General features: G+C 40.6%; 31 protein-coding genes and 1 pseudogene. 12 read left to right on the top strand and 20 right to left on the bottom strand.

The genetic code is table 11. The features are described 5' to 3' along the window. Positions 1 to 7 precede the first annotated feature (7 nt). The 4 genes from agaF (at position 8) to AACQ38_RS11655 (ending at position 3,883) form a co-directional block, all read left to right on the top strand. On the top strand, positions 8 to 442 hold the full coding sequence (gene agaF, locus AACQ38_RS11670; protein ID WP_011145210.1) for a PTS galactosamine/N-acetylgalactosamine transporter subunit IIA: 435 nt from the start codon (positions 8 to 10) through the stop codon (positions 440 to 442). 9 nt (positions 443 to 451) lie between these two features. Further along, a complete protein-coding gene (locus tag AACQ38_RS11665) occupies positions 452 to 1,312 on the top strand; it encodes a tagatose bisphosphate family class II aldolase (protein WP_011145211.1) in 861 nt (286 codons plus the stop codon). Positions 1,313 to 1,351: 39 nt separating this feature from the next. After that, positions 1,352 to 3,256 (top strand): enterotoxin, encoded by a 1,905-nt coding sequence (locus AACQ38_RS11660; protein WP_339367043.1) that lies wholly within the window; start codon positions 1,352 to 1,354, stop codon positions 3,254 to 3,256. 87 nt (positions 3,257 to 3,343) lie between these two features. Continuing rightward, positions 3,344 to 3,883 carry a cysteine hydrolase family protein gene (locus AACQ38_RS11655; RefSeq protein WP_165578184.1) on the top strand — a complete coding sequence of 180 codons (540 nt, stop codon included), beginning with the start codon at positions 3,344 to 3,346 and terminating at the stop codon, positions 3,881 to 3,883. A 91-nt stretch (positions 3,884 to 3,974) separates the two neighbouring features. Here AACQ38_RS11655 and speD read toward each other — a convergent pair whose 3' ends face one another. The 4 genes from speD to AACQ38_RS11635 all read right to left on the bottom strand — a co-directional run bounded on the left by speD (position 3,975) and on the right by AACQ38_RS11635 (position 6,469). Continuing rightward, positions 3,975 to 4,769 carry an adenosylmethionine decarboxylase gene (speD, locus tag AACQ38_RS11650; RefSeq protein WP_011145214.1) on the bottom strand — a complete coding sequence of 265 codons (795 nt, stop codon included), beginning with the start codon at positions 4,767 to 4,769 and terminating at the stop codon, positions 3,975 to 3,977. Positions 4,770 to 4,807: 38 nt separating this feature from the next. Further along, entirely contained in the window at positions 4,808 to 5,677 is an 870-nt protein-coding gene (gene speE, locus AACQ38_RS11645) for a polyamine aminopropyltransferase (RefSeq protein WP_165578183.1), read from the bottom strand. Between the two features lie 112 nt (positions 5,678 to 5,789). Continuing rightward, on the bottom strand, positions 5,790 to 6,137 hold the full coding sequence (locus AACQ38_RS11640; protein ID WP_011145216.1) for a YacC family pilotin-like protein: 348 nt from the start codon (positions 6,135 to 6,137) through the stop codon (positions 5,790 to 5,792). 95 nt (positions 6,138 to 6,232) lie between these two features. Continuing rightward, complete coding sequence (locus tag AACQ38_RS11635; protein ID WP_165578182.1) at positions 6,233 to 6,469, bottom strand: hypothetical protein; 237 nt, start codon at positions 6,467 to 6,469, stop codon at positions 6,233 to 6,235. On the opposite strand from AACQ38_RS11635, the gene cueO reads away from it, so the two are divergent. The 5 genes and pseudogenes from cueO (at position 6,464) to hpt (ending at position 10,897) form a co-directional block, all read left to right on the top strand. After that, positions 6,464 to 8,008, top strand: coding sequence for a multicopper oxidase CueO (cueO, locus tag AACQ38_RS11630; protein WP_165578181.1), 1,545 nt, complete (start codon positions 6,464 to 6,466; stop codon positions 8,006 to 8,008). The two genes, AACQ38_RS11635 and cueO, sit on opposite strands and share 6 nt — an antisense overlap. Before the next feature lie 322 nt (positions 8,009 to 8,330). After that, positions 8,331 to 8,501 carry a hypothetical protein gene (locus AACQ38_RS11625; RefSeq protein ID WP_207631840.1) on the top strand — a complete coding sequence of 57 codons (171 nt, stop codon included), beginning with the start codon at positions 8,331 to 8,333 and terminating at the stop codon, positions 8,499 to 8,501. 6 nt (positions 8,502 to 8,507) lie between these two features. Next, positions 8,508 to 9,329 carry a hypothetical protein gene (locus AACQ38_RS11620; RefSeq protein ID WP_165578180.1) on the top strand — a complete coding sequence of 274 codons (822 nt, stop codon included), beginning with the start codon at positions 8,508 to 8,510 and terminating at the stop codon, positions 9,327 to 9,329. 285 nt (positions 9,330 to 9,614) lie between these two features. Then, a pseudogene (locus AACQ38_RS11615) lies at positions 9,615 to 9,752 on the top strand (ClpX C4-type zinc finger protein); the annotation flags it as partial. 608 nt (positions 9,753 to 10,360) lie between these two features. Then, positions 10,361 to 10,897 (top strand): hypoxanthine phosphoribosyltransferase, encoded by a 537-nt coding sequence (gene hpt / locus AACQ38_RS11610; protein ID WP_011145232.1) that lies wholly within the window; start codon positions 10,361 to 10,363, stop codon positions 10,895 to 10,897. Positions 10,898 to 11,005: 108 nt separating this feature from the next. On the opposite strand, the gene AACQ38_RS11605 is transcribed toward hpt, so the two are convergent. Both AACQ38_RS11605 and AACQ38_RS11600 read right to left on the bottom strand, forming a co-directional pair. Continuing rightward, the gene (locus tag AACQ38_RS11605) at positions 11,006 to 11,284 is read right to left on the bottom strand and encodes a HigA family addiction module antitoxin (protein ID WP_011145233.1); all 279 of its coding nucleotides are present in this window, start codon (positions 11,282 to 11,284) and stop codon (positions 11,006 to 11,008) included. A gap of 10 nt (positions 11,285 to 11,294) precedes the next feature. Beyond that, positions 11,295 to 11,576 (bottom strand): type II toxin-antitoxin system RelE/ParE family toxin, encoded by a 282-nt coding sequence (locus AACQ38_RS11600; RefSeq protein ID WP_109791351.1) that lies wholly within the window; start codon positions 11,574 to 11,576, stop codon positions 11,295 to 11,297. Positions 11,577 to 12,446: 870 nt separating this feature from the next. Between AACQ38_RS11600 and AACQ38_RS11595 the strand changes: the two genes are divergently transcribed. After that, positions 12,447 to 12,575, top strand: a complete 129-nt coding sequence (locus tag AACQ38_RS11595; RefSeq protein WP_255563026.1) for a hypothetical protein — start codon at positions 12,447 to 12,449, stop codon at positions 12,573 to 12,575. Between the two features lie 596 nt (positions 12,576 to 13,171). On the opposite strand, the gene can is transcribed toward AACQ38_RS11595, so the two are convergent. After that, the gene (gene can, locus AACQ38_RS11590) at positions 13,172 to 13,825 is read right to left on the bottom strand and encodes a carbonate dehydratase (protein WP_011145235.1); all 654 of its coding nucleotides are present in this window, start codon (positions 13,823 to 13,825) and stop codon (positions 13,172 to 13,174) included. 187 nt (positions 13,826 to 14,012) lie between these two features. On the opposite strand from can, the gene AACQ38_RS11585 reads away from it, so the two are divergent. Then, the gene (locus tag AACQ38_RS11585; protein WP_011145236.1) at positions 14,013 to 14,924 is read left to right on the top strand and encodes an ABC transporter ATP-binding protein; all 912 of its coding nucleotides are present in this window, start codon (positions 14,013 to 14,015) and stop codon (positions 14,922 to 14,924) included. An 11-nt stretch (positions 14,925 to 14,935) separates the two neighbouring features. Next, positions 14,936 to 15,706, top strand: coding sequence for an ABC transporter permease (locus AACQ38_RS11580; RefSeq protein ID WP_011145237.1), 771 nt, complete (start codon positions 14,936 to 14,938; stop codon positions 15,704 to 15,706). Between the two features lie 78 nt (positions 15,707 to 15,784). Here the strand turns inward: AACQ38_RS11580 and panD are convergent, their stop codons facing one another. The 13 genes from panD to AACQ38_RS24085 all read right to left on the bottom strand — a co-directional run bounded on the left by panD (position 15,785) and on the right by AACQ38_RS24085 (position 25,121). Further along, complete coding sequence (panD, locus tag AACQ38_RS11575; RefSeq protein ID WP_011145238.1) at positions 15,785 to 16,165, bottom strand: aspartate 1-decarboxylase; 381 nt, start codon at positions 16,163 to 16,165, stop codon at positions 15,785 to 15,787. A 67-nt stretch (positions 16,166 to 16,232) separates the two neighbouring features. Beyond that, positions 16,233 to 17,087 (bottom strand): pantoate--beta-alanine ligase, encoded by an 855-nt coding sequence (panC, locus tag AACQ38_RS11570; protein WP_011145239.1) that lies wholly within the window; start codon positions 17,085 to 17,087, stop codon positions 16,233 to 16,235. A 26-nt stretch (positions 17,088 to 17,113) separates the two neighbouring features. After that, positions 17,114 to 17,905, bottom strand: a complete 792-nt coding sequence (panB, locus tag AACQ38_RS11565) for a 3-methyl-2-oxobutanoate hydroxymethyltransferase (protein WP_058588551.1) — start codon at positions 17,903 to 17,905, stop codon at positions 17,114 to 17,116. Between the two features lie 70 nt (positions 17,906 to 17,975). Beyond that, a complete protein-coding gene (gene folK, locus AACQ38_RS11560; RefSeq protein WP_058588552.1) occupies positions 17,976 to 18,491 on the bottom strand; it encodes a 2-amino-4-hydroxy-6-hydroxymethyldihydropteridine diphosphokinase in 516 nt (171 codons plus the stop codon). A 5-nt stretch (positions 18,492 to 18,496) separates the two neighbouring features. After that, positions 18,497 to 19,999, bottom strand: coding sequence for a polynucleotide adenylyltransferase PcnB (pcnB, locus tag AACQ38_RS11555; protein WP_228957153.1), 1,503 nt, complete (start codon positions 19,997 to 19,999; stop codon positions 18,497 to 18,499). Between the two features lie 90 nt (positions 20,000 to 20,089). After that, on the bottom strand, positions 20,090 to 21,040 hold the full coding sequence (gluQRS, locus tag AACQ38_RS11550) for a tRNA glutamyl-Q(34) synthetase GluQRS (RefSeq protein ID WP_165578179.1): 951 nt from the start codon (positions 21,038 to 21,040) through the stop codon (positions 20,090 to 20,092). 62 nt (positions 21,041 to 21,102) lie between these two features. Then, positions 21,103 to 21,558 (bottom strand): RNA polymerase-binding protein DksA, encoded by a 456-nt coding sequence (gene dksA / locus AACQ38_RS11545; RefSeq protein ID WP_011145244.1) that lies wholly within the window; start codon positions 21,556 to 21,558, stop codon positions 21,103 to 21,105. Positions 21,559 to 21,753: 195 nt separating this feature from the next. Continuing rightward, positions 21,754 to 22,461 (bottom strand): DNA/RNA nuclease SfsA, encoded by a 708-nt coding sequence (gene sfsA, locus AACQ38_RS11540; protein WP_165578178.1) that lies wholly within the window; start codon positions 22,459 to 22,461, stop codon positions 21,754 to 21,756. Between the two features lie 45 nt (positions 22,462 to 22,506). Beyond that, positions 22,507 to 22,902 carry a hypothetical protein gene (locus tag AACQ38_RS11535; protein ID WP_165578177.1) on the bottom strand — a complete coding sequence of 132 codons (396 nt, stop codon included), beginning with the start codon at positions 22,900 to 22,902 and terminating at the stop codon, positions 22,507 to 22,509. A 63-nt stretch (positions 22,903 to 22,965) separates the two neighbouring features. Then, entirely contained in the window at positions 22,966 to 23,514 is a 549-nt protein-coding gene (gene cpmH / locus AACQ38_RS11530; RefSeq protein ID WP_165578176.1) for a carbapenem biosynthesis protein CpmH, read from the bottom strand. Beyond that, positions 23,511 to 24,047 (bottom strand): carbapenem biosynthesis protein CpmG, encoded by a 537-nt coding sequence (gene cpmG / locus AACQ38_RS11525; protein WP_165578175.1) that lies wholly within the window; start codon positions 24,045 to 24,047, stop codon positions 23,511 to 23,513. Before cpmG ends, cpmH begins: the two co-directional genes overlap by 4 nt. Then, the gene (gene cpmF / locus AACQ38_RS11520) at positions 24,037 to 24,852 is read right to left on the bottom strand and encodes a carbapenem biosynthesis protein CpmF (protein WP_242685572.1); all 816 of its coding nucleotides are present in this window, start codon (positions 24,850 to 24,852) and stop codon (positions 24,037 to 24,039) included. The genes cpmG and cpmF overlap by 11 nt, the downstream gene beginning before the upstream one ends. Positions 24,853 to 24,854: 2 nt before the next feature. Then, entirely contained in the window at positions 24,855 to 25,121 is a 267-nt protein-coding gene (locus tag AACQ38_RS24085) for a carbapenam-3-carboxylate synthase domain-containing protein (protein ID WP_165578209.1), read from the bottom strand. Positions 25,122 to 25,329: the final 208 nt, after the last annotated feature.

Genomic DNA, 25,329 nt, shown 5'->3' with positions numbered 1-25,329 from the left:
AGAGGGAATGTTAGGTATTGTAATCACCGGTCATGGGCATTTCGCCAGTGGATTGTTACAGGCAGTGGAACAAGTCGTCGGACGACAACCGCAGTGCTGTGCTGTCGATTTTCCCGAGGGGATCAGTACGCAACAATTATTGGTGTCGTTGGAGGCGGCCTGCACCGCCTGTGATAGTGGTGAGGGTATCATTATTCTCAGTGATTTACTGGGTGGATCACCGTTTCGGCAGGCGGCGCAACTGGCAATCGCTAATCCATGTTATGAAGTTATTGCCGGTACCAATATGCAATTAGCGGTAGAGATGATGCTGGACCGTGAAGGTATGACGCTGGAAACATTTCGTGATACGGCGCTGGAGTGTGGGCGGCGGGGATTAACCAGCCTGTGGCACGAACAGCAGAAACGAGGGTATGACAGCCCGAATCTGGATGGCATTTGAGGAGCTTATATGTACCTGATTTCCAGTCGTCAAATGTTGAAAAAGGCCCTGCGTGAAGGCTATGCGGTTCCTGCTTTTAACGTCCATAATCTGGAAACTGTCCAGGTGGTGGCGGAAACCGCTGCACGCTTGGCATCACCGGTTATTCTGGCTGGTACGCCGAGTACTTTCAGTTATGCGGGGACTGACTACCTAGTATCAATCTGTCAGGATGCTGCTCGTCGCCACAATCTGCCGCTGGCGTTGCATCTCGATCACCATGAGGAATTGGAAGATATCAGTCATAAAGTGACCGCGGGTGTGCGCTCGGTAATGATTGATGGCTCGCATTTACCCTTTGAAGAGAATATTCGTAAGGTAGCTGAGGTGGTACGATTTTGCCATCGTTACGATGTTAGCGTTGAGGCGGAATTGGGGCGGCTAGGCGGGCAGGAAGATGATTTGCAGGTTTCCAGTGCCGATAGTTTTTTTACCGATCCGCTGGCAGCAAAAGCCTTTGTTGCCCGTACCGGTATTGATTCTCTGGCGGTAGCGATTGGTTCTGCGCATGGTTTGTATCATGGTGAACCGCATTTGGATTTTGATCGACTAGCGGCAATCTGTGAACAGGTGGATATTCCGTTGGTGCTACATGGTGCATCGGGTATTCCTGAAGTGATGATACAGCAGGCGATTGGTCTTGGTGTATGCAAAGTCAATGTGGCGACCGATCTGAAAATTGCTTTTGCTGATGCGGTAAAGCGTTATTTCATTCAGCACCCAGATGCGAATGATCCACGTAAATATATCGCGCCGGGAAAACAGGCTATGCAGGCAGTAGTAGAAGAAAAGATCCGGATTTGTGGCAGTGTAGGCAAGCTGTATTCGTGAAGGTTCTGTTTTTTCATCCTGACTATGAAGGAAACTGCTGTGAAAATAAGAACGTTAAATAAAATTACGTTGAGTTTATTAGCGAGTTCCATGTTGTATAACACCCCAGTCTGGGCAGATAGCTGGCTGTTGGACGGTAACAATTACCATGTAACTGTTAGCGACGAACACAGTAAAGTGACGCAATTAAAATTTGAAAATCCCAAAAACCACGATCAAATCATTATCGACAATCTGTTTGAAATCACGTTGAAATCAGGGGAAAAGCTCACGGCTAAAGATTTTCAGATTACTGATATTAGCAAAAAGCACAATCGTATTGTTGTCTCCCTGAAACATGGCGACATTCAGGTAAGAAATATCATTACTGTGGAGGATAAAGATAAGTACGGCTCGTTTGAAATCACTATTACACCGCAGGAAAATGCGTTGGAGCTCAGCTCTGTCTCGTTGATGCCATTTCGCACTAAAACCCCTTTTGTTCACGGTTCTATCGTCAGTTCACCGATTGTCAGCGATAGCTTCTTTATTGTTCCCGGTAATCCATTGATTACCACTGAGGCGTATAAAGGGAGCGCTTCGCAAAAAATTGCGCTCTCTATCCCGTTAGAGCCGGGGAAGACGTTAAGTTATAAGACGTATATTGGTGTTTATCAGGAAGGGCAATTGCGGCGCAACGTCAATGAGTTTTTGAACAATGCTCGTCCGCGTGAATATAGTCCTTACCTACATTACAACTCTTGGTACGATATTGGTTACTTCACGCCTTATACCGAACAAGAGGCGTTGACCCGTATCAATCAGTTTGGGCAGGAGTTGGTGACTAAGCGCGGTGTGAAGTTGAGTGGTTATCTGTTTGATGATGGTTGGGATAATCTCAAAGGAGATTGGGGTTTTAGTCAGGCATTTCCCCATGAGTTCAAAAATCTTAAACAGGCAGCAGATCAATATCGTGCTCGCTTAGGTATTTGGCTTTCTCCTTGGGGCGGTTATGGTAAACCGGGTGAGCAACGTGTTTCTCATGCGGAGGAGTTTGGTTATGAAGTGATAGATGGCAGATTTGCGCTCTCTGGCCCTAATTACTACGCCAATTTCCATAAGCGGGTACTCAACTTGATTCAACAACAAAATGTATCCATGTTTAAGCTGGATGGCACCGGCAATGCTGATCGTGTGATTAAAGGGAGCTCATTCACCAGTGATTTTGATGCCGCTATCCATCTGATTGACGATATGCGCAGTACGGAAAGTGATCTGTTTATCAACTTGACCACCGGCACCAAAGCCACGCCTTCCTGGCTGTTTTTCGCCGATTCTATTTGGCGTGGTGGTTATGATGTGGAGTTTCACGGTACAGGTTCTAAAGTGCAGCAGTGGCTTACCTATCGTGATGCAGAAACTTATCGTAATGTCGTAAGAAATGGGCCGCTGTTCCCTCTGAATTCGTTGATGCTGCATGGCATTGTTTATGCCAAACAGGCCAAGCATCTGGATAAACAGTCACCTAAAGATTTTGCCGATCAGGTTTGGAGCTATTTTGGCAGCGGCACTCAGTTACAAGAGATGTATGTTACGCCTGACCTGTTGACCACAGAGGATTGGGATACACTGGCAAACGCGGCGAAATGGTCAGAGAAAAATAAAGATGTGCTGTTTGATACCCATTGGATTGGTAAAGATCCTACCGATCTAGCGGTGTATGGTTGGGGAGCCTGGAGTCCGAAAAAGTCGATTATTACTTTGCGCAATCCTGCTGATGAAGTGAAACAATATTATCTGGATTTGCAAAGTGATCTCGAATTGCCTGATGATCAACCTTCGGTATATGACGTTAATATCGATTATGGCGAGAACAGCTCGCTGCCGAAGCTTATCAATAAAACGGCGTTGATTACGCTTCAACCGTTAGAGACACTGACCTTTTCTTTGACCCCATCGAAATAATCACAGTGTTATTAAACTGCCCTGAATAAACGACTTTATTCGGGGCAGTGATTATTTTTTTAAGAATCCATTTAAAGGACAAAACTAATGAAAGCGTTGATCGTGATCGATATGTTAAACGATTTTGTCACAGGAGCACTCGCCAATGAGGCGGATGCGATGAAGATCGTACCGGTAATCAAGCGGCTGATTGATCATGCTCGGGGCCATCGTGATTGGCTGGTGGTTTATGCTAATGACGCTCATCGAGCTGATGATCGAGAAATGAGTATTTGGGGCAGACATGCAATGGCCGGAACATCAGGTGCTAATGTCATTGAAGCATTGGCTCCTGTTGGCGCAGATCGTGAAATTGTTTTGCCTAAGCGATTTTATGGGGCTTTCGATGGAACCGATCTGGAAGAGGTTTTTAAAGCATATGGTGTGACGGAAGTGGTGTTAACCGGCCAACATACTCATTGTTGTGTCAGACATACCGCTTATGGCGCGTTTATACGCGGTTATCAAATCAAGGTTCCATCAGATGCTGTGTGTGTTTTTCCCGGTGTCGATCAGCAAGATGCTATTAATTACCTTAAAACCATTTACGGTGCTGAAATTACAATGAGTACTGCATTAGTCATGTAAATTGGGATAATCTGTTAATACAGTTAGAAATTGATCTGGCAGATACTTGTAAATATGGGTATCTGCCAGTTAAATAATAAGTTAGTGAAAGTTAAACAGTGGGTAAATTACGGCCGTAATAAATTTCTTGTATCTCTTTTTTCAAAAGATGGGTAATTTCCTGCTTTTCAGCTTCACTGAGTTGCTCTGGTGTGGCATTAAATAAGTAATCATTCAGGTCAAATCTTTTCAACATCATTTTTGTATGAAATAGATTTTCCTGATAAATATTAACATCCATCATGTAATACTGTGATTGCACTTCTTCAGTCATATAATTCTGAATAGAACTGATCTCATGATCAATATAGTGTTTCATGCCATTCACATCTCTGGTGAAACCACGGACACGATAATCCATCGTGACAATATCTGATTCTAATTTGTGGATCAGATAATTCAGCGCCTTGAGAGGTGAAATAACACCGCAGGTTGATACTTCAATATCAGCTCTGAAAGTGCATATACCGCCGCCGGGATGGCTCTCTGGATAAGTGTGAACACAGATATGGCTCTTATCCAAATGGGCAACGACAGAATCAGGTAACGGACCTGGGTTTTCAGTGTTGTCTACATCCTTCGGGTCCATCGGTTCTTCGCTGACAAGTATGGTAACGCTTGCCCCTTGTGGATCATAGTCCTGACGGGCGATATTCAAAATATTTGCACCAATGATCGAACACGTTTCGCTGAGGATTTCCGTTAAACGGTTAGCGTTATATTGTTCGTCAATGTAAGCGATATAACTATCCCGATCAGCTTGGCTTTTGGCATAACAGATATCGTAAATACAAAAACTCAGGCTTTTTGTCAGGTTATTAAAACCGTGCAATTTCAGCTTGTGCAATTTATTTCACCTCCTGGCTAATGGGTGATTATGGGTTCTCAGATAGTGCATCCAGTAAATAGTGCATCCAGCAAATATTGTGGTAGAGCAAAGCTACCTACATGAACGGCTGGATTATAGTAACGGCAGGTAAAACCTGCGTTGTCAAAGCGCTGTTGCAATGTTGCCAGATCCACATGGCGTAGTGCCGGGTTCTGGCTTGCCCAGGCAAAGGTCATTATTCCGCCATAATAGGTTGGAATGGCAGCTTGATAGAAACCGCTGTCAGCAAAATAGTTACTCAATTTTTTATGGCTGGTGACTGCTTCATCCTGTTGCAGGAAACAAACACCATTCTGAGCAACAAAGATGCCACCTTCATTCAGACAACGTTGGCAACCTTGATAGAATTCAGAGGTAAATAATCCTTCACCAGGCCCGATCGGGTCCGTGCAGTCAGAGATAATGACATCGAATTTCTGATCGGTGGTATTAACGAAATTAACACCATCGTCAATGATCAGATTGAAGCGTGGATCATCATAAGCACCGGCATTATGGTTAGGCAGGTACTGACGGCAGAATTCAACGACACCGGCATCGATTTCAACCATAGTGATGCTTTCAAGGTATTGATGACGACAGACTTCACGTAACATACCGCCATCACCACCGCCGATAATCAGTACTCGTTTGGCGTTCCCGTGGGCGAACAAAGGAACATGAGCCATCATTTCATGGTAGATAAATTCATCACGTTCAGTCGTTTGTACTGTGCCATCTAGCGCCATAATGCGGCCTAATGTCGCATTTTCAAAGATAATCAAATCTTGATGCTCAGTTTTATCGTGATAAAGCACTTTATCGACAGAAAAATACTGACCAAAGTTGGCGTGCAGGGTTTCGGACCAAATTTCTTTTTGTGACATATTCCGGCTTTTCCTCCACTGTGACAGTCATGAAAATTGTGTGCACATAATAGCCAACAATTCTCACAGTTGCACGGTGAAATTTACCCCTTTAGGGGGATGAGGAAAAGCACTATTTAACGTAGGCGAATAAACTCAGCGAATCTCTGGCGAGAGCATGGCACTTTATCGCATTGGACAGGTAAATTCCTTTGAGATCTTGGTAGCTTTCTTCATTGAGCTTGTCCATCAATTGGCTGTTGTAATTAGTTAAATCCCACTTATTGCGTTGAGCAAAATAAATAATGGCTCGTTTAATTTCCCGATCAGGAATTTGGCTGTAACCACAGTCATATTTCAGGTAGATAAACACGGCTGTCAGATCGGCTAGATCTTCAGCTTCATTTTCTGTCAGCGCTTTTGCGGGGTGGGAAAGACCGAAAAGAACGAGTATGTAAGTCAAGAGAGCTAATTTTCGCATTTGTATTATTATAATCAACCAGTGTCATAGTACGTTAACATATTAATATCTTTGTTAGGAAAAATTTATTTTTTAAAATTACTGTAAAGATCGACTTAAATCACATTCCCTTCGCTTGACCTTCCTGTAAGGGTAGCCCTTATGTTTCTTTTATACCCGTTATCTTTCAAGTTGCTTCTTTGTTGGCTGCACTCACTCACCCCGGTCACATAGTTCTCTATGCTCCCGGGGATTCGTTCCCTTGCCGCCGCGATGCATCTTGAAATCCATAGGGTATATGGGATGTTTTTTAGCGATTTTTTGGTTGATTTGACTAGGAGGTGAATATGCAACGACGTGATTTTATCAGATTAAGTGCCGTTATGGGCCTATCCAGTATGTTGCCTGTATGGAGTCGTTTCTCCTTTGCTGAATTTTATCCGGTATTACCTATTCCTCCACAACTAGAGCCAGATGCGGCAGGTAAAATTGCTATTGAAATCAAAGCGGGAAAATCCAGTTTTAAAGCAGGAGTGGTGACTAAAACTTGGGGTTACAACGGTGATTTACTCGGTCCGGCACTGAAATTGATGTCAGGTAAACCTGTCACTATTGATATTCGTAATCATCTACCGGAAGAGAGCACGGTTCATTGGCATGGTCTGGAGATTACTGGGGAAGCCGATGGTGGCCCGCATGCGATGATTGCGCCCGGCGGGAGCCGGACGGTCAGTTTTACGCCTGAACAACCGGAAGCGACTTGTTGGTTCCATCCACATACGCATGGCAAAACGGGTTATCAGGTTGCAATGGGGCTTGGTGGATTAGTACTGATTGAAGATGAGAACAGTATTAATACGGGTTTGCCAAATCAGTGGGGCGTGGATGATATTCCGGTGATATTGCAGGATAAGCGCTTGAATAACGAGGGTCAGGTTGATTATCAACTGGATGTGATGAGTGCCGCTGTTGGTTGGTTTGGCGATATGATGCTGACCAACGGTGTTGTTTTACCCCAACATACTGCACCACGCGGCTGGTTACGTTTGCGTTTGCTAAATGGCTGTAACGCTCGTAGCCTCAATATTGCGACCAGTGATGGCCGTCAATTGTATGTTGTTGCCAGTGATGGTGGCTTGTTAGCAGAACCGGTTGCGGTTAATGAGTTACCGATTCTGTCGGGAGAGCGTTTTGAGGTGGTGATAGACGCTTCGGATGGCAAATCTTTCGATCTGGTGACGTTACCTGTGGTTCAGATAGGAATGACATTACCGCCATTTGATCAACCGTTGCCGGTTTTACGTATTCAACCTCAGCTTTTTTCTAGCCGCACAATACTGTCGGAGCAGCTTGCCACGCTTCCTGCATTACCCTCTTTTACCGGTTTGAATCGGCGTCGTTTACATCTGGCGATGGACAGTCGTCTGGATATGCAGGGAATGATGATGATGTCTCAGCGCTATGGTGAGCAGGCTATGCCGGGTATGGGGATGGATCATGGGAATATGAACCACGGAGATATGCATCATGGTAGTGAATTAAATTTCCATCGTGCGAACACCATTAATGGGCAGGCTTTCTCCATAACAGAACCCGCTTTTGATGTGAAACAGGGGCAATATGAGCGTTGGGTGATTTCGGGCGTTGGCGATATGATGCTGCATCCGTTCCATATCCACGGTGCCCGTTTTCGTATTTTGAGTGAAAATGGCCGCAAGCCTGCGGCTCACCGTAGCGGTTGGAAAGACATTGTTCATGTGGAAGGCAAGGAGAGTGAAGTGCTGGTTCAGTTCAAGCATACTGCGGGAGTGAAGCATCCATTTATGGCGCATTGTCATCTACTAGAACATGAAGATACCGGTATGATGCTGGGTTTTACTGTTAGTAAATAATTTTGTTAACAGATTGACTCTGGTTTGGCTTATCAGAGTCGGCCTCACTGTGCCTTATAGTCCGTAGTTATGTAGTCTTTTCAATGAATTATTGTTATAGGATGTACATTATAGAACAAAGGTTATACGCAATTGCTTCTACTATGAACTGGTGTTGATAGATGCTTAATCAGCAGTAAATGGACACAACAAAGTATTGTTAGTGATTACCGCAGGTATTAGACTATGATACAGTTGGTTGTTTGTTACTCAGTGAAGGAGCGGTGAAATGTCTAGTTTTTTCAAGAATATGGGATATGCTCTTGTTTCTCCGGAAAGGGTGATGGCACGCCTCGTTGGCGCACATAAAGAAACTTGTTCTGATGCTGATCAGAAAGATGAAAAGTTCATCATTAATCGTTCTGGAACAGTTACTCTGAATCGTTGTAATCCTGATGTTCAACGGGCTTTCGCTTTAAACGTTGAGTGGTTGAGTACTAAAAAAGAGGGATAGCTATCAATGTGGGCAGCTGTGGTTATTGTTGTTTTAGTATGTGGTTATGTTTATACAAATAGTCATCTACCCTCTAGATTTAAGCAAAATAAAGCCATTGGTTGGAACGCTTACTTTGAAGTAGCACGACAAGGTGGTTTTTTTCTTATTACAGGTTTTTGTCTGGCTTTAACACTGAGTTGTTTAATCTTTGCTGTTATGATGCTACTGAACATCCCTGTATATTTTGGTGCAAAATATATCCCTTTTACTTTTGCTCATGATTTATTCAACTCTCGGTTAGTGGGGACGAGTATTTTTTCTTTTCTCATCTTAAGTTTTACCGTGTTGATCAGTATCAGTGCATCCTATAACGCAGAGAAAGATTTTAGAAATCCTGAAAAGCGCAATGGTATTTTTAAAGAAATTGCATCTAATAGTGCTATTGAAAGCCTTCTTTTGGAATCAATTGAAAGTGGTCTGTTGCTGTTAATTACTTTAAAGTCGAGAAAAGTTTATGTTGGAATGGTTGATGAAGCGAGATTTCATCATTTGGATACCGATACTATCGTTATCATTCCTTTTATGAGTGGTTACAGAGATAAAGATACGCTGACATTTTGTGCCGAGCATAATTATGCTGATCATTACAGGAATGAAGGTATTACACTAACTTCAAAGCCTTTGAGTGTGTATCAGTTTCGTCATGTTCTTCCGCTTGAGCAGATAGAGTCTCTATCGCTTTTTAATCCTGAAACCTATGATAAGTTCCAGGAAGTTATTAAAGATATACCCTATGGATTTCAAGATGGATCGCGACGGCAAGGGAGCGAATCCCCGGGAGCATAGATAACGATGTGACCGGGGTGAGTGAGTGCAGCCAACAAAGAGGCAACTTGAAAGATGACGGGTATAAATCTAATTGAGGTAAAACGTCTCAAATAGGTTTTGTAGTTCATCAGTCCGAAGAAATTTAACAAGATAGACTTGGTAGTCTCTTTTTTTAATGTTGTTCAATACATGGCAGATAGAATATAGAAACTTTGCGTTTTCTATGAGTAAAGAATAGCAGTAACAACTGGCGCTACCTGGAGTATTTCAGTTTGTCATGAGTTATTGAATGGTGGAGGCATCATGACTGAAAAATGTTTGTACTGCTCCTTTTGTGGGAAAAAGCAAGATGAAGTAGCTAAATTAATTGCTGGTCCAAGCGTTTACATCTGCAATGAATGTGTTGCTTTGAGTCAGGGAATCATTGATGAAGAAAAAAAGCTTAAAGTTTTAGCAGTAAGTCATCCTCACTCAGCCTCACTGTATACGTTTTTGGCATATAATTCTGGCTGTTTTATTGAAAGTTCGGTTATTTGTTCCGATGAAATCCTTGCAGAAACATTGGAAATAAGCATTGATGATTTACATAAGGCTCTTAGAACTCTTAAAAGGAAAAAATTAATAGAAATTCTACCTTGTGCTGATGGGATGACGTTATATTTTGTGAGTGGGAAAAATATAAGTAAAACTTATGATGAAGAAACTAAGCTTTACAGAGTTGCCGCTAATGTTTTGTTACAACCTAATCCCAAATTAAAGATGTTGCCATAGACATAGTGATCATCAGAAACCATCTTTAATCTTTGTTTGAGATACCCCATATTTTCGAAGAACTTTTGATAATTACCATTCGATTGTAGTTGTTCGGAATTTATGCATTACTGAAAGGGGGCGTAAAGTTTCCTGTTTCAATTTTATTTGTAATGATGCTTCTAAGTGTTATTTTATCCGTTCAAAAGAACGGTGTATCAATCGACATACTAATAATCATGATTTTCACTGATCTTTATCTTGATTATTATCATTAAAAACAATTGGTTAACTTTATAATGAAACACACTGTAGAAGTTATGATCTCCGAACAGGAGGTTAAACAACGTATTGCTGAACTGGGAAAACAGATTACTGAACACTATTGTGACAGTGGTAGTGGGCTGGTATTGGTCGGGTTGCTGAGAGGTTCATTTATTTTTATGGCTGATTTATGCCGTGAAATTCAGATCCCTCATCAAGTCGACTTTATGACGGCTTCCAGTTACGGTAGCGGTATGAATTCCACTCGTGATGTGAAAATCCTGAAAGATCTGGACGAGGATATTCGTGGTAAGCATGTACTGATTGTGGAAGATATTATTGATTCAGGTAATACCCTGAATAAAGTGCGTGAAATTTTGGCGTTGCGTGAGCCAAAATCACTGGCAATCTGTACCTTGCTGGATAAACCTTCCCGCCGTGAAGTTGATGTTCCGGTGGAGTGGATTGGTTACTCAATTGAGGATAAATTTGTGGTGGGTTATGGTATCGATTATGCGCAACTTTACCGTCATCTGCCTTATATCGGCCATGTGGTTTTGCTAGAAGAGTAGTTTTCTCGTATTTGAAAACGGCAACTTTCGGGTTGCCGTTTTTGCTTTGTGATTCAGGCATGGTGTGTAGTGTTGTAGCTGGCTAAGTAAAGCCCTCTTATTACGCTATCAGGAGTGAGCCAGTATTGGTTTTATTTCTGGTCTTTTGTGCTGTGAGGCAATCCACAGTTCATATTGGGACTGCATTCCTGTCCACATTTCGGCACTAGTACCTAATGCGGCTTCCAGTCGCAGGGCCATATCAGCAGATATTCCTGCATTGCCGTTTAATATGCGGGATAGTGCAGCTCTGGTTATACCGAGAGCCTTTGCTGCTTCCGTGACAGATATGTCACCAAGATATTCACGCAAAACTATGCCTGGGTGTGCAGGTTTATGCATTTTCATTTCGTTGCCCTCAGTGATAATCTTGATAATTAACGAGAATTATATCTTCGCCCTCAAATCTAAATGTTAAACGCCAATTACCGTTAACAGATATTGCCCAGTGACCGCTAAGATTTGCTCCTTTTAGTGGGTGAAGTTTCCAGCTAGGGGCATTCATATCTTCTGGTTTTTTAGCCGTATTCAATGCAGTTAGCTGGATTTGCAGCTTTAGGGCATGCTTAGGCTGAATGCCAGCGGTAGAACCAGTTTTGAAAAATTTTTCCAATCCTTTGTGTTTGAAGCTTTTAATCATACTAGTCTCGTATACTGTATATGCACACTATGCGGAGGTCGTCATGGCATGTCAACAAATACATATAATTTCTGTAATATTTAAGTATTCAATGAATGATAATTAATTAGTATTTAGATTAATTACTCATTTTACATTATTGAGGATAAGTAATTTTCTTATTCTAAAAATAATTGTAAAAATTGTCAAAAATATTATAAAAGTAGTCTGATTCACCTGATTAATTTAATGGATTAATTAACTTTTGGGTGTTTTATTTCTGTATGTTAAAAGTTTTTACTATTATGCTTTAGTGTGTTGACTCAATCAAAAAAATACTGAATTTTACATTGATGATGATTTTTTATAACCTTATGAAAATAAATTAAAAATTTCTTACATCTTAATATTAATAAAATCATTTTTCATATTCATTTTAACTTACTATCGTTTATTTTCATTCAGATATTCCATTGTTTTTTGATCTTTAGGAGCTCATTAATACCTATTTTCTTGGGGGAATAGGTGTGGTATCGTCATATTGTCCATTTTATGAAAATATTTTCAGTAATTATGTTAGTTTGTTTATTCCAGTTTTTTATATTTTTTTTCTTGTTCATATAGAAATAAACTTTAAGATGAAATATGTCAGTTTTAATTGGAAAATAATATTTTAATACATCGGATGGATATTTATTAATTCAATGACTATATATCATGATGAATGTTTATATTATGTTTATCATGGGTTATTTTGTTTTCTTCTTATTACCTCATGCATCCATTCGAAAAATTAAAATAGCTATTTGAGGTTTAAATGGCTATACCCTATGGATTTCAAGATGCATCGTGACGGCAAGGGAGCAAATCCCCGGGAGCGTAGCGAACTATATGACTGGGGTGAATAGGTGCAGCCAGCAAAGAGGCAACTTGAAAGATAACGGGTATATACTCAAGATACTTCAAAGTGCATGTTTGAAAAACGATTATGTTGTTGAATTTAAATGTTTTTATGTCTGACGGCTCAAGCATCTTGAAGTTCATTCGGTATATTGCATTTGTATTAGCGAAAGCCGATGTAAGCCTCTATGCCTAATGGGAATTCTCTCCTCTAGAAATGTGATGATAATGGCGTTACGTTTGTGTATTATTTAGCTCACCTATAGCATAAGGAGATTTGAAATGAACGTAATAAGTGAGAATCGTAAAAATAAGACACTCAACTTGAGGATTAGGCAAGAGGATCGGGATTTAATAGATAGAGTGGCAAAAGGCTTCGCGAACCTATGTTGTAAACTTTCCACTCTAGTTTAGATAATATCTCTGGAGAAAAATATTATCATGAGTTTAAAGGGTAAAATATAATTTTTAAGTCTGAGAAAAAATTAAAATATATTTTTAATATAATCTATAATCTATAATCTATAATCTATAATCTATAATCTATAATCTATAATCTATAATCTATAATCTATAATCTATAATCTATAATCTATAATCTATAATCTATAATCTATAATCTATAATCTATAAATTGAAAATCTTCGTTTAATTACACTATAGAAAAAGTTAAATATAACCTTTTCTACAGCGTATTTTATGAATGATCTAAAAAATCACTTCTTATGCGTCAGTTTGGATATTGTCTGGCGATAGGCAAGCTCCAGTTTTTCACGGCTGTCAGCCGTGACTTCCAGATCTTGCAATTGACCATTATGGATACCGTAAACCCAACCGTGGATCATCACTTTTTGGCCTCGTTTCCATGCTGCTTGCATAATGGTTGAGTGACCAAGGTTATATACTTGCTCAACAACGTTAATTTCGCACAGACGGTTCAGACGCTCATTAGGGGGTAATTCACCTAGCATAGAACTGTGTTTATACCAAAGATCACGAATATGTAGCAGCCAGTTGTTAATCAATCCCAGTTCGGTGCCATCAATTGCAGCTTCGATACCACCACAACCATAGTGTCCGCAGATAATGATATGTTCAACTTCCAGTACATCTACTGCATATTGAATAACTGAAAGACAATTTAAGTCAGTATGAATAACTAGGTTTGCAACGTTTCTGTGAACAAATAAGTCACCGGGGGCGGCATCAATTAGTTTTTCTGCTGGTACCCGGCTGTCTGAACAACCAATCCATAAGAAATGAGGTTTTTGTGATTTTGCTAATTCTTTGAAAAAAATTGGATTTTCTTCGTTAACCGATTCTGACCACTGCTTGTTATTGGCAAGCAGCTCTTCTATTTTTTTCATCATGATTCATAGCCTGGTAGTGTTTCTTTAAGATAGAATCATATACAACATCAATTGAAATTTTAATATTTTATTGCTGTTTGTTTTTAATCTTTCTACTGTTTTTGTAAAGCAAGTCAGGCAGAAAAACAGCATTATGTTTCCACATTACACGCAAAAGCGACCAGATAATAAAGGTGTTTTGTAATTTATGACTTATGCATTGGAGTTAACGCAGCTTACTAAGACTTACACTGATGGTGTTAAGGCACTGCGTGGGATAGATCTGAATGTGGAAGTTGGAGACTTCTACGCATTATTAGGTCCGAATGGTGCAGGGAAATCCACCACAATCGGCATTATTAGCTCTCTGGTAAACAAAAGCAGCGGTAAGGTTAAGGTGTTTGGCTATGATATTGATACTGATATTGTCAATGCTAAACGCCAGTTAGGTCTTGTTCCGCAGGAATTTAACTTTAACCCGTTTGAGACGGTGTTGCAGATTGTTCTCAATCAGGCCGGTTACTATGGTGTACCGCGAAAAGTAGCGCAAGCCAGAGCGAAAACTTATCTGTTGCAGTTAGATCTGTGGGAAAAACGCAACCAACGGGCGATTCGTCTGTCTGGTGGGATGAAACGACGCTTGATGATTGTACGAGCGTTGATGCATCAGCCTAAGTTATTGATCCTTGATGAACCGACTGCTGGTGTTGATATTGAACTTCGTCGCTCTATGTGGAATTTTTTGCAAGAGCTGAATGCCCAAGGAACGACAATTATTCTAACGACTCACTATCTGGAAGAAGCAGAAATGCTGTGCCGTAATATTGGTATTATTCAGCATGGTGAATTGGTGGAAAACACCAGTATGAAAAATTTACTCAGTCGGGTGGAGTCTGAAACATTCTTCTTCGATCTGGCGACACAAAACCCAATTCTTGAACTAGTAGGATATGATTATCGACTGCTGGATGCCTCTACTTTGGAAGTGGATGTTCAGCGTGGTCAGGGAATAAATAGCGTATTTACCCAATTAAGTGCTCAGGGTATTCATATTTTAAGTATGCGTAATAAAGCGAACCGTCTGGAAGAGTTATTTGTCAGCTTGGTGAACAATAAGTAAGGAGATAGTAAATGATTCAGTTGTACTGGGTGGCGCTAAAAACTATCTGGATTAAAGAAATTACCCGTTTTGGTCGTATCTGGGTACAGACTTTATTACCACCGGTTATTACCATGTCGCTCTATTTTATTATCTTCGGTAGCTTGATTGGTTCGCGTATTGGGGAAATGGGCGGTGTCGATTATATGCAGTTTATTGTCCCTGGCCTTATTATGATGTCGGTGATTACTAACTCTTATGCCAATGTTTCTTCCTCCTTCTTTGGTGCGAAATTCCAGCGCAGTATTGAGGAATTATTAGTAGCGCCGGTTCCGACACATATAGTTATTGTGGGGTTTGTTGGTGGTGGTGTTGCCCGTGGTGTCTGCGTCGGTATTCTGGTGACATTGGTTTCTCTATTTTTTGTGCCGCTTCATATTCATGCGTGGTGGATGATTGTTGTCACGTTGTTGATGACCTCCATTTTGTTCTCACTAGGGGGGTTGCTGAATTCGATTTTTGCTAAAACGTTTGATGATATCAGCATTATTCCGACTTTCGTATTAACGCCACTGACTTATCTTGGTGGGGTGTTTTATTCATTGACATTATTACCCCCATTTTGGCAAGCGGTTTCCAAGTTGAATCCGATCGTTTATATGATTAGTGGTTTCCGTTATGGTTTCCTGGGGATTACTGATGTTTCTTTGATAATTACGTTGAGTGTTTTGACTGCATTTATTGTGGCTTTTTATCTTGTTGCCTGGTATTTAATTGAAACAGGGCGGGGATTGAGGACTTAAATTCGGTAATTTATTAACGGTTTCTATTTTTGAAGTCCCCTAAATTTTGCTGGCTAATTTTAGGGGACTAAATTTAATTTAAGCCACTTGAACCGGCACGGCTTTGGCGATCCGCCTCATAATATTATCACCATCGAAGTAAGCGATATTAGGCTTATGGTGACGGGCATCTTCGTTAGGGATTTGTACATATGAGCAAATAATTAGCTTATCACCTACCGCAGCACGGCGTGCGGCTGCTCCGTTAACTGAAATTATTCTAGAACCACGTTCAGCGGCAATAGCATAAGTGGAAAAGCGCTCACCGTTATCTACGTTATAGATATCAATAGCTTCATATTCCAGAATACCGGCTGCATCCATGAAATTCTGATCCATTGCACAGGAACCTTCATAATGCAAATCTGCCTGAGTGACTTTCACCCGGTGCAATTTCCCCTGTAGCATCGTACGCAACATGGTTTTTCTCCTGATTCGATGACAAATTAGAACCTTTTTGCATCAATAACGCCTGATACAACGGCGATTATTGCGTTAAATCTACCTGCTGATTATCGATCATACGGGTCTGCCCTAACCAGGCAGCCATTAGAATAACGGCTTTTTTGCTTTCGGTATTTAACGGTGCCAATGTTTCAGCGTCACGGATAAACAACTCATCAGGTACAAAGCCCGCTTCGTGTAGCTGTGAAGAAGCTTGAGTGAGCAACTGTTCTGTGTGACGTTCACCCTGTGCCATTTTTTCAGCGATAGATCGCATGATCTTGCTGAGTTCTGGGGCGATTCGATGTTCATCGGCGGTTAAATTGTTATTACGTGAACTGAGAGCCAGGCCATTTTGGTCACGCACCGTGGGTACTGAAACCAGCGTAATATCATAAGCCAGGTCGGCAATCATTTTGCGAATAAGTTGTAATTGTTGAAAATCTTTTTCGCCAAAATAGGTTAAATCTGGCTGTACCAGATTGAACAGTTTACTCACTACGGTTGAAACACCACGGAAATGACCGGGACGACTGGCCCCTTCCAGCATGGTAGAAAGCTCAGGAACATCAACATAAGTCTGATGTTCCATACCATCAGGGTATATTTCCTTATCAGCAGGAGCAAATACCAGATTGACACCGTGTTGATGAAGTTTTTCGCAATCTTCCTGTAAGGTACGAGGATATTTTGCCAAATCATCTGGACGATTAAACTGCATCGGATTGACGAAAATAGAGACGATCACAATATCTGCTTGCCCTTTGGCTGTATCGACTAACGTCATATGGCCGTCGTGCAAGTTACCCATTGTTGGCACTAGTGCAATGCGTTTTCCTTCCTGACGCCAGCGGCGGATTTCACGGCGTAGAATCGGTACAGTTTCGACAATCAGCATTGCTTAATACTCCTTAGGGGGATTTATTAATAAAATGAGTGTTCTTTACCAGGGTAAATACCACTTTCCACCTGTTCTTTATATAGGCGAATGGCATCACGTATATTCCCTGCTTCTTCAAGGAAGTTTTTCACAAATTTAGGGGGGCTTACGGTAATGCCCAGTGTGTCATGCATCACTAAAACTTGCCCATCAGTCACATTACCGGCACCAATACCAATTACCGGGATCTGTAATTCATCGGTGATACGTTTAGCTAAATCAACGGGTACGCATTCTAGTACTAGCAGTTGTATGCCCGCCTTTTCTAAGGTAATGGCATCTTTTATCAATTGATTCGCTGATACTTCATCACGTCCCTGAACTTTATAACCGCCAAGAATATGGACTGATTGAGGAGTTAGCCCTAAATGGGCGCAAACGGGTACCGAACGCTCGGTAAGCATGTTAATGGTATCGTATAACCAGCTACCGCCTTCAAGTTTCACCATGTTAGCGCCAGCACGCATAAGCTTGGCAGCGTTTTCACAACTTTGCTCTGGCGTGGCATAACTCATGAAGGGCATATCGGCAATGATAAAAGTATAAGGTGCTCCGGCACGGACACAGCGAGTATGATAGACAATATCTTCAACCGTCACTGGAATGGTGGTATCAGCCCCTTGCACAGTCATACCCAGTGAGTCACCAACCAGCATGACATCGATACCTTGCTCGGCAAACAGGTGGGCAAAGCTGGCGTCATAAGCGGTAATAGTCGCGAATTTACGTTTTTCTTTCTTGAGCTGATTCAGATCAGTCATGGTCATTGGTTTCATTATCTATCTTCCTTCTCCTGCAATTTTTCTTGTTATGTACAGAAATCGGCCACGGACTGAACTGAGATCCCTATATGTAGTGATTAGAATCAGAGGACTGCGGTTGCAGCCAGAGTGCCAAGCCGTTTTCTGGGATGTGTTTCAGTCTTTCAGATAAAGCTTCCCCATCAGGAAATATAAGATCAGGGGCAATTTCAGCTAACGGGTAGAGCATAAATTCGCGCTGTTTTAGTCCGTAGTGGGGTACCGTTAAGCGTTCGGTATTAATCACTTGATCACCAAATAGCATGATATCCAGATCAAGTGTTCTTGGCCCCCAGCGTTCATCTTTTCTTACCCGTCCTTGGGTCAGTTCAATCGCCTGAGTGTGATTGAGTAATTCTTCCGGTGTTAGCGTGGTTTCCAGTGCGACTGCCGCATTCAGAAAATCAGGTTGATTCTGCGGCCCCATCGGTTTAGTACGATACAGTGAGGAGCAGGCAATACATTCTGTTTCCGGTAAATCTTTTAATGCAGCAAGTGCATTTTTTACTTGCTGCATAGGTTCTGCCAGATTGCTACCAACAGCGATATAAACACGAGCCATAATTATCAGCCGTTCCTGCTCAGTCTTGGTTTATAGTGACGGCGTGGTCGTGTACGACGACGGACAATCTCACTGCCCAGTTCGGAAATCATACTCCGTTGCTGTGATGCATTGACTTGCTGAAATTCTCCCCACCAATGGACAAGCTCTTTGAGCTCATTGCGATTTTCAACATTGGCTCTCAGTTCCAGCAAATCATAGGCAGCACGGAATTTAGGGTGTTCCATCAGCTTATTTGCCCGCTTACCATGACGGCGTGGCAGACGTAACTGTAATTGCCAGATATCACGCATGATGGTTGTCAGGCGCTTAGGAATGGCAATGGAGTGGCATTGCTCATCCAGAATGTCATTCATCGCCAATGCAAAAGCATCGTAGTAAGCCAGACCACCTTCTTGAGATAGCTTTTCCGCATGTTCGATCAGTGGATACCAGAGCATTGCGGCGAATAAAAACGCCGGGTTAACCCGTTTATCATTTTGTAACCGGTAATCGGTATTCTTCAAAACCTGATTGACTATACGTTCCATTGGTGAATCGTTATTTTCGGTGAAATAGCGTTGAATCAATGGGAAAAGTGGTTGAAATAGGCGGTATTCGCGCAGAAGTTGATAAGTGCTGTAGCCTTGACCGGTTTGTAAAAGTTTTAAAGATTCTTCAAACAGACGGGCAGGTGGAATATTACTCAGCAGAAAAGCCAAACGAGAAATAGGTTCGGCGGTACCTTCGCTGATGGTCATATTCAGTTTGCTAGCGAAACGGATCGCGCGCAGCATTCTTACTGGATCTTCTCGATAGCGGGTTTCAGGATCGCCAATCAAGCGGATAACACCGGTTTCCAGATCATGAAGGCCACCGGCATAATCACGCAGAGAGAAATCATTGATACCGTAATAGAGGCTGTTTATGGTGAAATCGCGGCGCATAGCATCTTCTTCAATTGAACCGAAGATGTTATCCCGCAGTAGCATACCGCTTTGTGCTTGTTGTGACTGATTTTTATCATCAGAACCCGTTTGTTCATGTGGACCACGGAATGTTGCGACTTCAATCACCTCCTGACCAAACATAATATGAGCTAAGCGAAAGCGGCGTCCAACCAGACGGCAGTTGCGAAATAATTTACGCACCTGTTCTGGCGTGGCATTGGTGGCAATATCAAAATCTTTCGGCTTCGTACCGAGTAATAAGTCACGGACACCACCGCCAACCAGATAGGCTTCAAAACCGGATTTATTCAAACGGTAAAGGACTTTCAGTGCATTTTCACTGATATCTCTGCGGGAAATACGATGTTGTTCCCGTGGAATTATCGTTATCGATAAATCCGAATGAGGGTTCTCCTGTTCAACCTCCCTTGGTATCTCCACATTAGATAAGGGTTGATAAGGGGCTTGGCGATTAGAGTGAAGAGTTACGTACTCTTCTTGAGCAGAACGGTCAGATCCGGTGACTGGCCTTTCACTGGCTGCCTGTAGTTCGCGGTTATTTTTCCCTTCGCGGATCAATAAGTTACGGCAGAAATTTGCTACTCGGTTAAAAATGGTACACCTCGATAAGTAACTAATCATGTAAAACAAATAAAAAACAGCGGCTAATCATAGCCTACTGTGTATTTTTTGAGAATGGTTGTTATGACTAACCGTAACTTTATTCATGTTATCTATGTGTATTTTACCTTGTCGTGGAATTCGGTCCAGATCCCAATGTGCTGTTGCTTTTTGCAACAATTGATCACGAGAAAGATCTTGCCAGTTTTCTATAACAGATTGATTAAGGAAAGATAATGCCTCAATCAGTAATGGTCGGGGATCATCCAATGGGATCGGCTGAGCATGATTCTGTTTGGAAAGTTTATTGCCATCCTTATTCAGAGCGAGTGGTAAATGAATATAGTCAGGTATTTTGAGATTTAACTGCCGATAAAGCGCAATCTGACGGACGGTTGGTTCAATCAAGTCAACCCCTCTTACCACTTCGGTCACCCCTTGGTAATCATCATCAATAACAACCACTAAATTATAGGCAAATAAACCGTCACGACGGTGAATAATAAAATCTTCTTCAGCCATGACCGGATCGGCGTTCAGATATCCTTGCAATTTATCTTCAAAACCGTAAACCGGATGACGCTGTTTGAATCGAATTGCTGCATGATCAATGGGTAAATTTAATTCACGGCAGTTTCTATCATAAAGACCATTAATCTGGTGAATACGTTGACGGGTACAGGTGCAGTAATAACTTAAACCTTGTTGTTGCAATTGATTAAGGACATGACAGTAGGCCTCATGGCGCTGAGATTGATAGAGAATTTCACCATCCCAATGTAAACCGTAATGCTCAAGTGCGTGAAGAATACGGCCGGCAGCACCGGGAACTTCTCTAGGCGGATCAATATCATCAATACGTATCAGCCACTTTCCCTGACAAGCACGGGCCTGCAAATAGCTGCCAATGGCAGTGATTAATGAACCAAAATGCAGGTCACCAGAAGGTGATGGGGCGAAACGCCCAATATAAGCCTGGGGACGTTCAGATTTTATCATATGGAGATCAGCGGGGTTGTTTATACGGCGTCATAAAGACGCCGTATTCGGAACACCATTAATTAGCCAGCCATCTGTTTTTCACGGATTTCGGCTAGGGTTTTACAATCAATACACAAATCTGCGGTTGGACGGGCTTCCAAACGACGGATGCCGATCTCGATGCCACAGGATTCACAAAAACCGAAATCGTCATCTTCGACTTTTTTCAGGGTTTTCTCGATCTTCTTAATCAATTTACGTTCACGATCGCGGTTACGTAATTCAAGACTGAATTCTTCTTCCTGCGCCGCACGGTCAACTGGATCAGGGAAGTTCGCTGCCTCATCTTGCATATGAGATACAGTACGATCTACTTCATCCCTGAGCTGATTGCGCCATGCTTCAAGAATTAGCTTGAAATGCGCCAACTGGGCATCGTTCATGTATTCTTCACCTGGCTTTTCTTGGTAAGGTTCTACCCCAGCGATGGCGAGAATGCTTAAGGACGAGGTTTTACGTTTTTGCCCTTCTTGCATAATACTTCTCCTACACACGCACTATCAAACAAACCCCTAGCGGGGGAAAAAAACAGGCCGCTATAAATAGCAGATGGAGCATGGGTTGGCAATTGTTCCTGCCATTAGTTTCACAATGGTGTGAAAGCAAATGTATTGCACGCCTTTACACCTTGTACAACCGGGCTGCAAATATTAGGTGAGTCGGTAAGTTAATCATTTCAGTAAAAAAGTTAACTTATCGCCTAAAACCATCCCTTTTCCCGTCATGTTGGCCTGGTAACAGATAACTTCGACCCCAGAGTTTTGCGCTTGTTCCAAAAGAGATGAATAATTATGATCAATATGTGCAGCCGCCGCGACCTGATTGATCCCAGAATGCAGAACAGCAAAAAATAAAATAGCTCTTTGCCCTTGTTCTGCTATGTGCTGCAATTCCCGCAAGTGTTTCTGTCCGCGGGTCGTGACAGCATCTGGGAAATAGCCACAATTTTCTTGGAGCAGTGTCACTGATTTCACTTCAATATAGCAATTAACCTGCTGTTCTGCTTGTAACAGTAAATCTATCCGACTGTTCTCTTCGCCATATTTCACTTCCCGGCTGATTTTTTTATATTCAGAAAATTCTGGAATGGCATTTTGTGCAATAGCCTCGGCGACTAAATCATTTGCTCTGAGCGTATTGACACAAATCCAGTGACCAGCCGGTGTTTCTGTCAATTCCCAACTGTTTGGGTATTTACGTTTTGGATTATCGGAGGTGGAATACCAAACCGTATCTCCCGGTGTCGCACAGCCAGTCATGGCACCTGTATTGGCACAGTGGATAGTCAGTGTTTCACCTTCCGGTGTGATGACATCAGCCAGGAAGCGTTTATAGCGACGAATTAGCGTGGCAGATTGTAAAGGTGGATGGAATTCCATAAAAACTCCTGAATGACGGATGGCATAAGATTGAAGCAGGCAATGCTACAATGTTCTTTCAGTCGACCAAAACATCTTTCCACAACATTTCGTCTTATGGTCGAATTTTACCCGTCTATCTGACCGGGATTTTTCGTTTGATTTATACCCATCATCTTTCAAGTTGCCTCTTTGTTGGCTGCACTCACTCACCCCGGTCACATAGTTCTCTATGCTCCCGGGGATTCGCTCCCTTGCCGTCGCGATCCATCTTGAAATCCATAGGGTATATACGGAATTATCACTTTTATTCCCTGATTTTTTTAATCGGCTACGTAATGATTGGCTGGAGTAATCTTTATCCGAAATAACTGCTTTTGAACGATGTTTCATAAAACTGTTTTTATGCTGAATACCAAGACTATCCAGCAGGTGTAATGTATATTTAGTCGAATCTGCCATTAAATAGTTATTTAACGGAGTGTATTATTCCGTTGCTTTTGAAACCCCTATTATCGCTTAAAATTAGTAAAGAATTTCAAGTTGAACAGGATCACTTATTATTTTAATAACCCCAGTGTCAGATTTTTCAAATTCAATTTGATATTTTTCATTGTCAATGCCTGTAATAATATTATCTAGATAAGAATATGCGAATCTTATTGATTTGCTTTTAGCCCATTCAGGTAATAAATGCACATAGTAGTTAAAAACTATAAACCCTCTTTTTTTATTTATGTAAGTTATACTTAGAATGTCTTTTAACATCATTCTACCGTAACAAAAATCACCATTTTTATTAAATTCTTTTTTTCCTAACTTGGTTAAGTTCCATAATTTATTTTTTCCTCTTTTAAAATCCAATTTCACTAATCCAGCATCAACAAGAGATTCCATGTTCGCATTAACCCATATAGAATTTTCATTAATTGATACTGGCCATTCAGTTTCACCTAGGCATAATAATATTTTATCGTCAATTTTTTTTTGTATTTTTTTTCTAAAAGATTCATTTTCTCCTGAATGACAAAAAAAAGATAAAAAAACAAAAAAAAAAAATAAAAAAAATTTCATAAACTACACTCCATATTATATTCTGTCATGGCATCACTAACATTTTTATATTTTTTCTTTGTAAGATAGGATTTAGTATAATCCCAATAATAATTTGAAATACCAGGCACTTCATTGTTATATTTTATATCATATTTAATAAATTCTACTGGGTATTCTCCAAATATGTCATCATCATTATTTTTTTTGCGAAAAAAAGTAATATAATAAACTCCATTTTTTACCCTTAGCTCGTAATCTTGTATTTTTATTTCAGAAGCAGATAATTTAAAATCAAACCAAGTAAAACCAGTATCATTTGGGAGTGGAACTATATTAAATTTCCCATTTTTATTTTTTATAAAAACAGTTAATGTGTTACTTGGATGAGATGTATTGTTTTCAAATTTGGCATAAAAAATTACATCTTTTTTTCCATCACCATTCAAATCTATAAGATTGATTCCATCCTTTAGATTTACCTTATTTCCGCAATGAGAAAATGCCTCAAACGAGAAAAGTAAAATAAAAATAAGGTAAAATTTATTTTTCATTTAAATAGCTCCTAACTAATCTAAATCCAACATCTGGCATAATATATCCTGAACTATGGTTATCACAACTGGATAAGCTGTTTGCATGGGAAAGATAACTTCCACCACAAAAATAGTACAACTTAACTGTACCAAGTTCATAACTATCATAGACCCATTCAGAAACATTTCCACTCATATCGTATAAATCTAAGTCGTTTGGAGATAATTTACCTACAACCTGTGTTCCAAAATTACTTGTATTAAACTCTGGATACCATGCCACCTTCTTAGAATCATTGCTTCCAGAGTGATAGTATCCATATCTTCCTAATCGTAAGGCAGGCTTTCCGCCCCTTGCTGCAACATGCCATTCATTTAAGGTAGGTAAACGATAGCCATTAGCGTTTGTATTTATAAAGATCTCTAAGTTTTTGTCTTTTTTTCTAATAATTTTATTTCCTTTTTGAAAATATACTGGAGTGAGTTTTAATTTCTCACTTAATGCATTTGAAAAAAGAATGGTATCTAACCATTTAATACTAGTCACAGGATGCCTGCCTTCATCCTGCTCAGGAGGAAGGCAATCTTCATAATGTGCCCCATTACATCCATCATCAAAATCATAACCATTTAATATAGCCCATTCATATACCTCTTTATATTCTGAATAAGTAACTTCATTCTTCATGATATAAAAAGAATTTAATGTAACATTAGAATGAGATTCATAATTTTGAGCGCCAAACACACTACCAACGTAAAAATCACCGCCTTCAACAAAGCTGAGTTTCATGTTATCAAATGAATATGCTTTTGATGACATTATTATAGATAAAAACAAATATACCCGTCATCTTTCAAGTTGCCTCTTTGTTGGCTGCACTCACTCACCCCAGTCACATCGTTATCTATGCTCCCGGGGATTCGCTCCCTTGCCGTCGCGATGCATCTTGAAATCCATTGGGTATATCTTTCACTTTTAAATTTAGATACATTTGTTGTATTACGGAAGAGTATTCTTCCGGTAGATAACTCATCAAATTGAAACTCATTTGTTAATTCATTTAAATTTTTATCAAAACCATATTTTATAAAGCAAAATTCAAAGCCTAATTTTAAACTCCTTTCATGACTTTGTAAAAATAATTAAGAATCTAGGTAATTAAAATATTAGTACATTAAATGAATTTATCAATGTATTTGACATTAAAATTATTTATATATCCAATCTAACTATTTGTTTTTAAAAACAGAAACCGCAATATTACTGTATCAATGGCAATTATGCATGATTATATTC

Source organism: Photorhabdus sp. RW14-46 (assembly GCF_963887965.1).
GTDB classification, from domain to species: Bacteria; Pseudomonadota; Gammaproteobacteria; order Enterobacterales; family Enterobacteriaceae; genus Photorhabdus; species Photorhabdus laumondii.
Note: the sequence above shows the minus strand (reverse complement) of the source record. Positions and strands in the feature narration are given on the sequence as shown.

What these genes read in the sequence shown, in the direction of transcription:
- agaF (WP_011145210.1), top strand. Translation starts at nt 8, where the DNA reads ATGTTAGGTATTGTAATCACCGGTCATGGGCATTTCGCCAGTGGATTG.
- AACQ38_RS11665 (WP_011145211.1), top strand. Translation starts at nt 452, where the DNA reads ATGTACCTGATTTCCAGTCGTCAAATGTTGAAAAAGGCCCTGCGTGAA.
- AACQ38_RS11655 (WP_165578184.1), top strand. Translation starts at nt 3,344, where the DNA reads ATGAAAGCGTTGATCGTGATCGATATGTTAAACGATTTTGTCACAGGA.
- speE (WP_165578183.1), bottom strand. Translation starts at nt 5,677, where the DNA reads ATGTCACAAAAAGAAATTTGGTCCGAAACCCTGCACGCCAACTTTGGT.
- AACQ38_RS11640 (WP_011145216.1), bottom strand. Translation starts at nt 6,137, where the DNA reads ATGCGAAAATTAGCTCTCTTGACTTACATACTCGTTCTTTTCGGTCTT.
- cueO (WP_165578181.1), top strand. Translation starts at nt 6,464, where the DNA reads ATGCAACGACGTGATTTTATCAGATTAAGTGCCGTTATGGGCCTATCC.
- AACQ38_RS11625 (WP_207631840.1), top strand. Translation starts at nt 8,331, where the DNA reads ATGGCACGCCTCGTTGGCGCACATAAAGAAACTTGTTCTGATGCTGAT.
- AACQ38_RS11620 (WP_165578180.1), top strand. Translation starts at nt 8,508, where the DNA reads ATGTGGGCAGCTGTGGTTATTGTTGTTTTAGTATGTGGTTATGTTTAT.
- hpt (WP_011145232.1), top strand. Translation starts at nt 10,361, where the DNA reads ATGAAACACACTGTAGAAGTTATGATCTCCGAACAGGAGGTTAAACAA.
- AACQ38_RS11605 (WP_011145233.1), bottom strand. Translation starts at nt 11,284, where the DNA reads ATGAAAATGCATAAACCTGCACACCCAGGCATAGTTTTGCGTGAATAT.
- AACQ38_RS11600 (WP_109791351.1), bottom strand. Translation starts at nt 11,576, where the DNA reads ATGATTAAAAGCTTCAAACACAAAGGATTGGAAAAATTTTTCAAAACT.
- AACQ38_RS11595 (WP_255563026.1), top strand. Translation starts at nt 12,447, where the DNA reads ATGACTGGGGTGAATAGGTGCAGCCAGCAAAGAGGCAACTTGAAAGAT.
- can (WP_011145235.1), bottom strand. Translation starts at nt 13,825, where the DNA reads ATGATGAAAAAAATAGAAGAGCTGCTTGCCAATAACAAGCAGTGGTCA.
- AACQ38_RS11585 (WP_011145236.1), top strand. Translation starts at nt 14,013, where the DNA reads ATGACTTATGCATTGGAGTTAACGCAGCTTACTAAGACTTACACTGAT.
- AACQ38_RS11580 (WP_011145237.1), top strand. Translation starts at nt 14,936, where the DNA reads ATGATTCAGTTGTACTGGGTGGCGCTAAAAACTATCTGGATTAAAGAA.
- panD (WP_011145238.1), bottom strand. Translation starts at nt 16,165, where the DNA reads ATGTTGCGTACGATGCTACAGGGGAAATTGCACCGGGTGAAAGTCACT.
- panC (WP_011145239.1), bottom strand. Translation starts at nt 17,087, where the DNA reads ATGCTGATTGTCGAAACTGTACCGATTCTACGCCGTGAAATCCGCCGC.
- panB (WP_058588551.1), bottom strand. Translation starts at nt 17,905, where the DNA reads ATGAAACCAATGACCATGACTGATCTGAATCAGCTCAAGAAAGAAAAA.
- folK (WP_058588552.1), bottom strand. Translation starts at nt 18,491, where the DNA reads ATGGCTCGTGTTTATATCGCTGTTGGTAGCAATCTGGCAGAACCTATG.
- gluQRS (WP_165578179.1), bottom strand. Translation starts at nt 21,040, where the DNA reads ATGATAAAATCTGAACGTCCCCAGGCTTATATTGGGCGTTTCGCCCCA.
- dksA (WP_011145244.1), bottom strand. Translation starts at nt 21,558, where the DNA reads ATGCAAGAAGGGCAAAAACGTAAAACCTCGTCCTTAAGCATTCTCGCC.
- sfsA (WP_165578178.1), bottom strand. Translation starts at nt 22,461, where the DNA reads ATGGAATTCCATCCACCTTTACAATCTGCCACGCTAATTCGTCGCTAT.
- AACQ38_RS11535 (WP_165578177.1), bottom strand. Translation starts at nt 22,902, where the DNA reads ATGGCAGATTCGACTAAATATACATTACACCTGCTGGATAGTCTTGGT.
- cpmH (WP_165578176.1), bottom strand. Translation starts at nt 23,514, where the DNA reads ATGAAATTTTTTTTATTTTTTTTTTTTGTTTTTTTATCTTTTTTTTGT.
- cpmG (WP_165578175.1), bottom strand. Translation starts at nt 24,047, where the DNA reads ATGAAAAATAAATTTTACCTTATTTTTATTTTACTTTTCTCGTTTGAG.
- cpmF (WP_242685572.1), bottom strand. Translation starts at nt 24,852, where the DNA reads ATGTCATCAAAAGCATATTCATTTGATAACATGAAACTCAGCTTTGTT.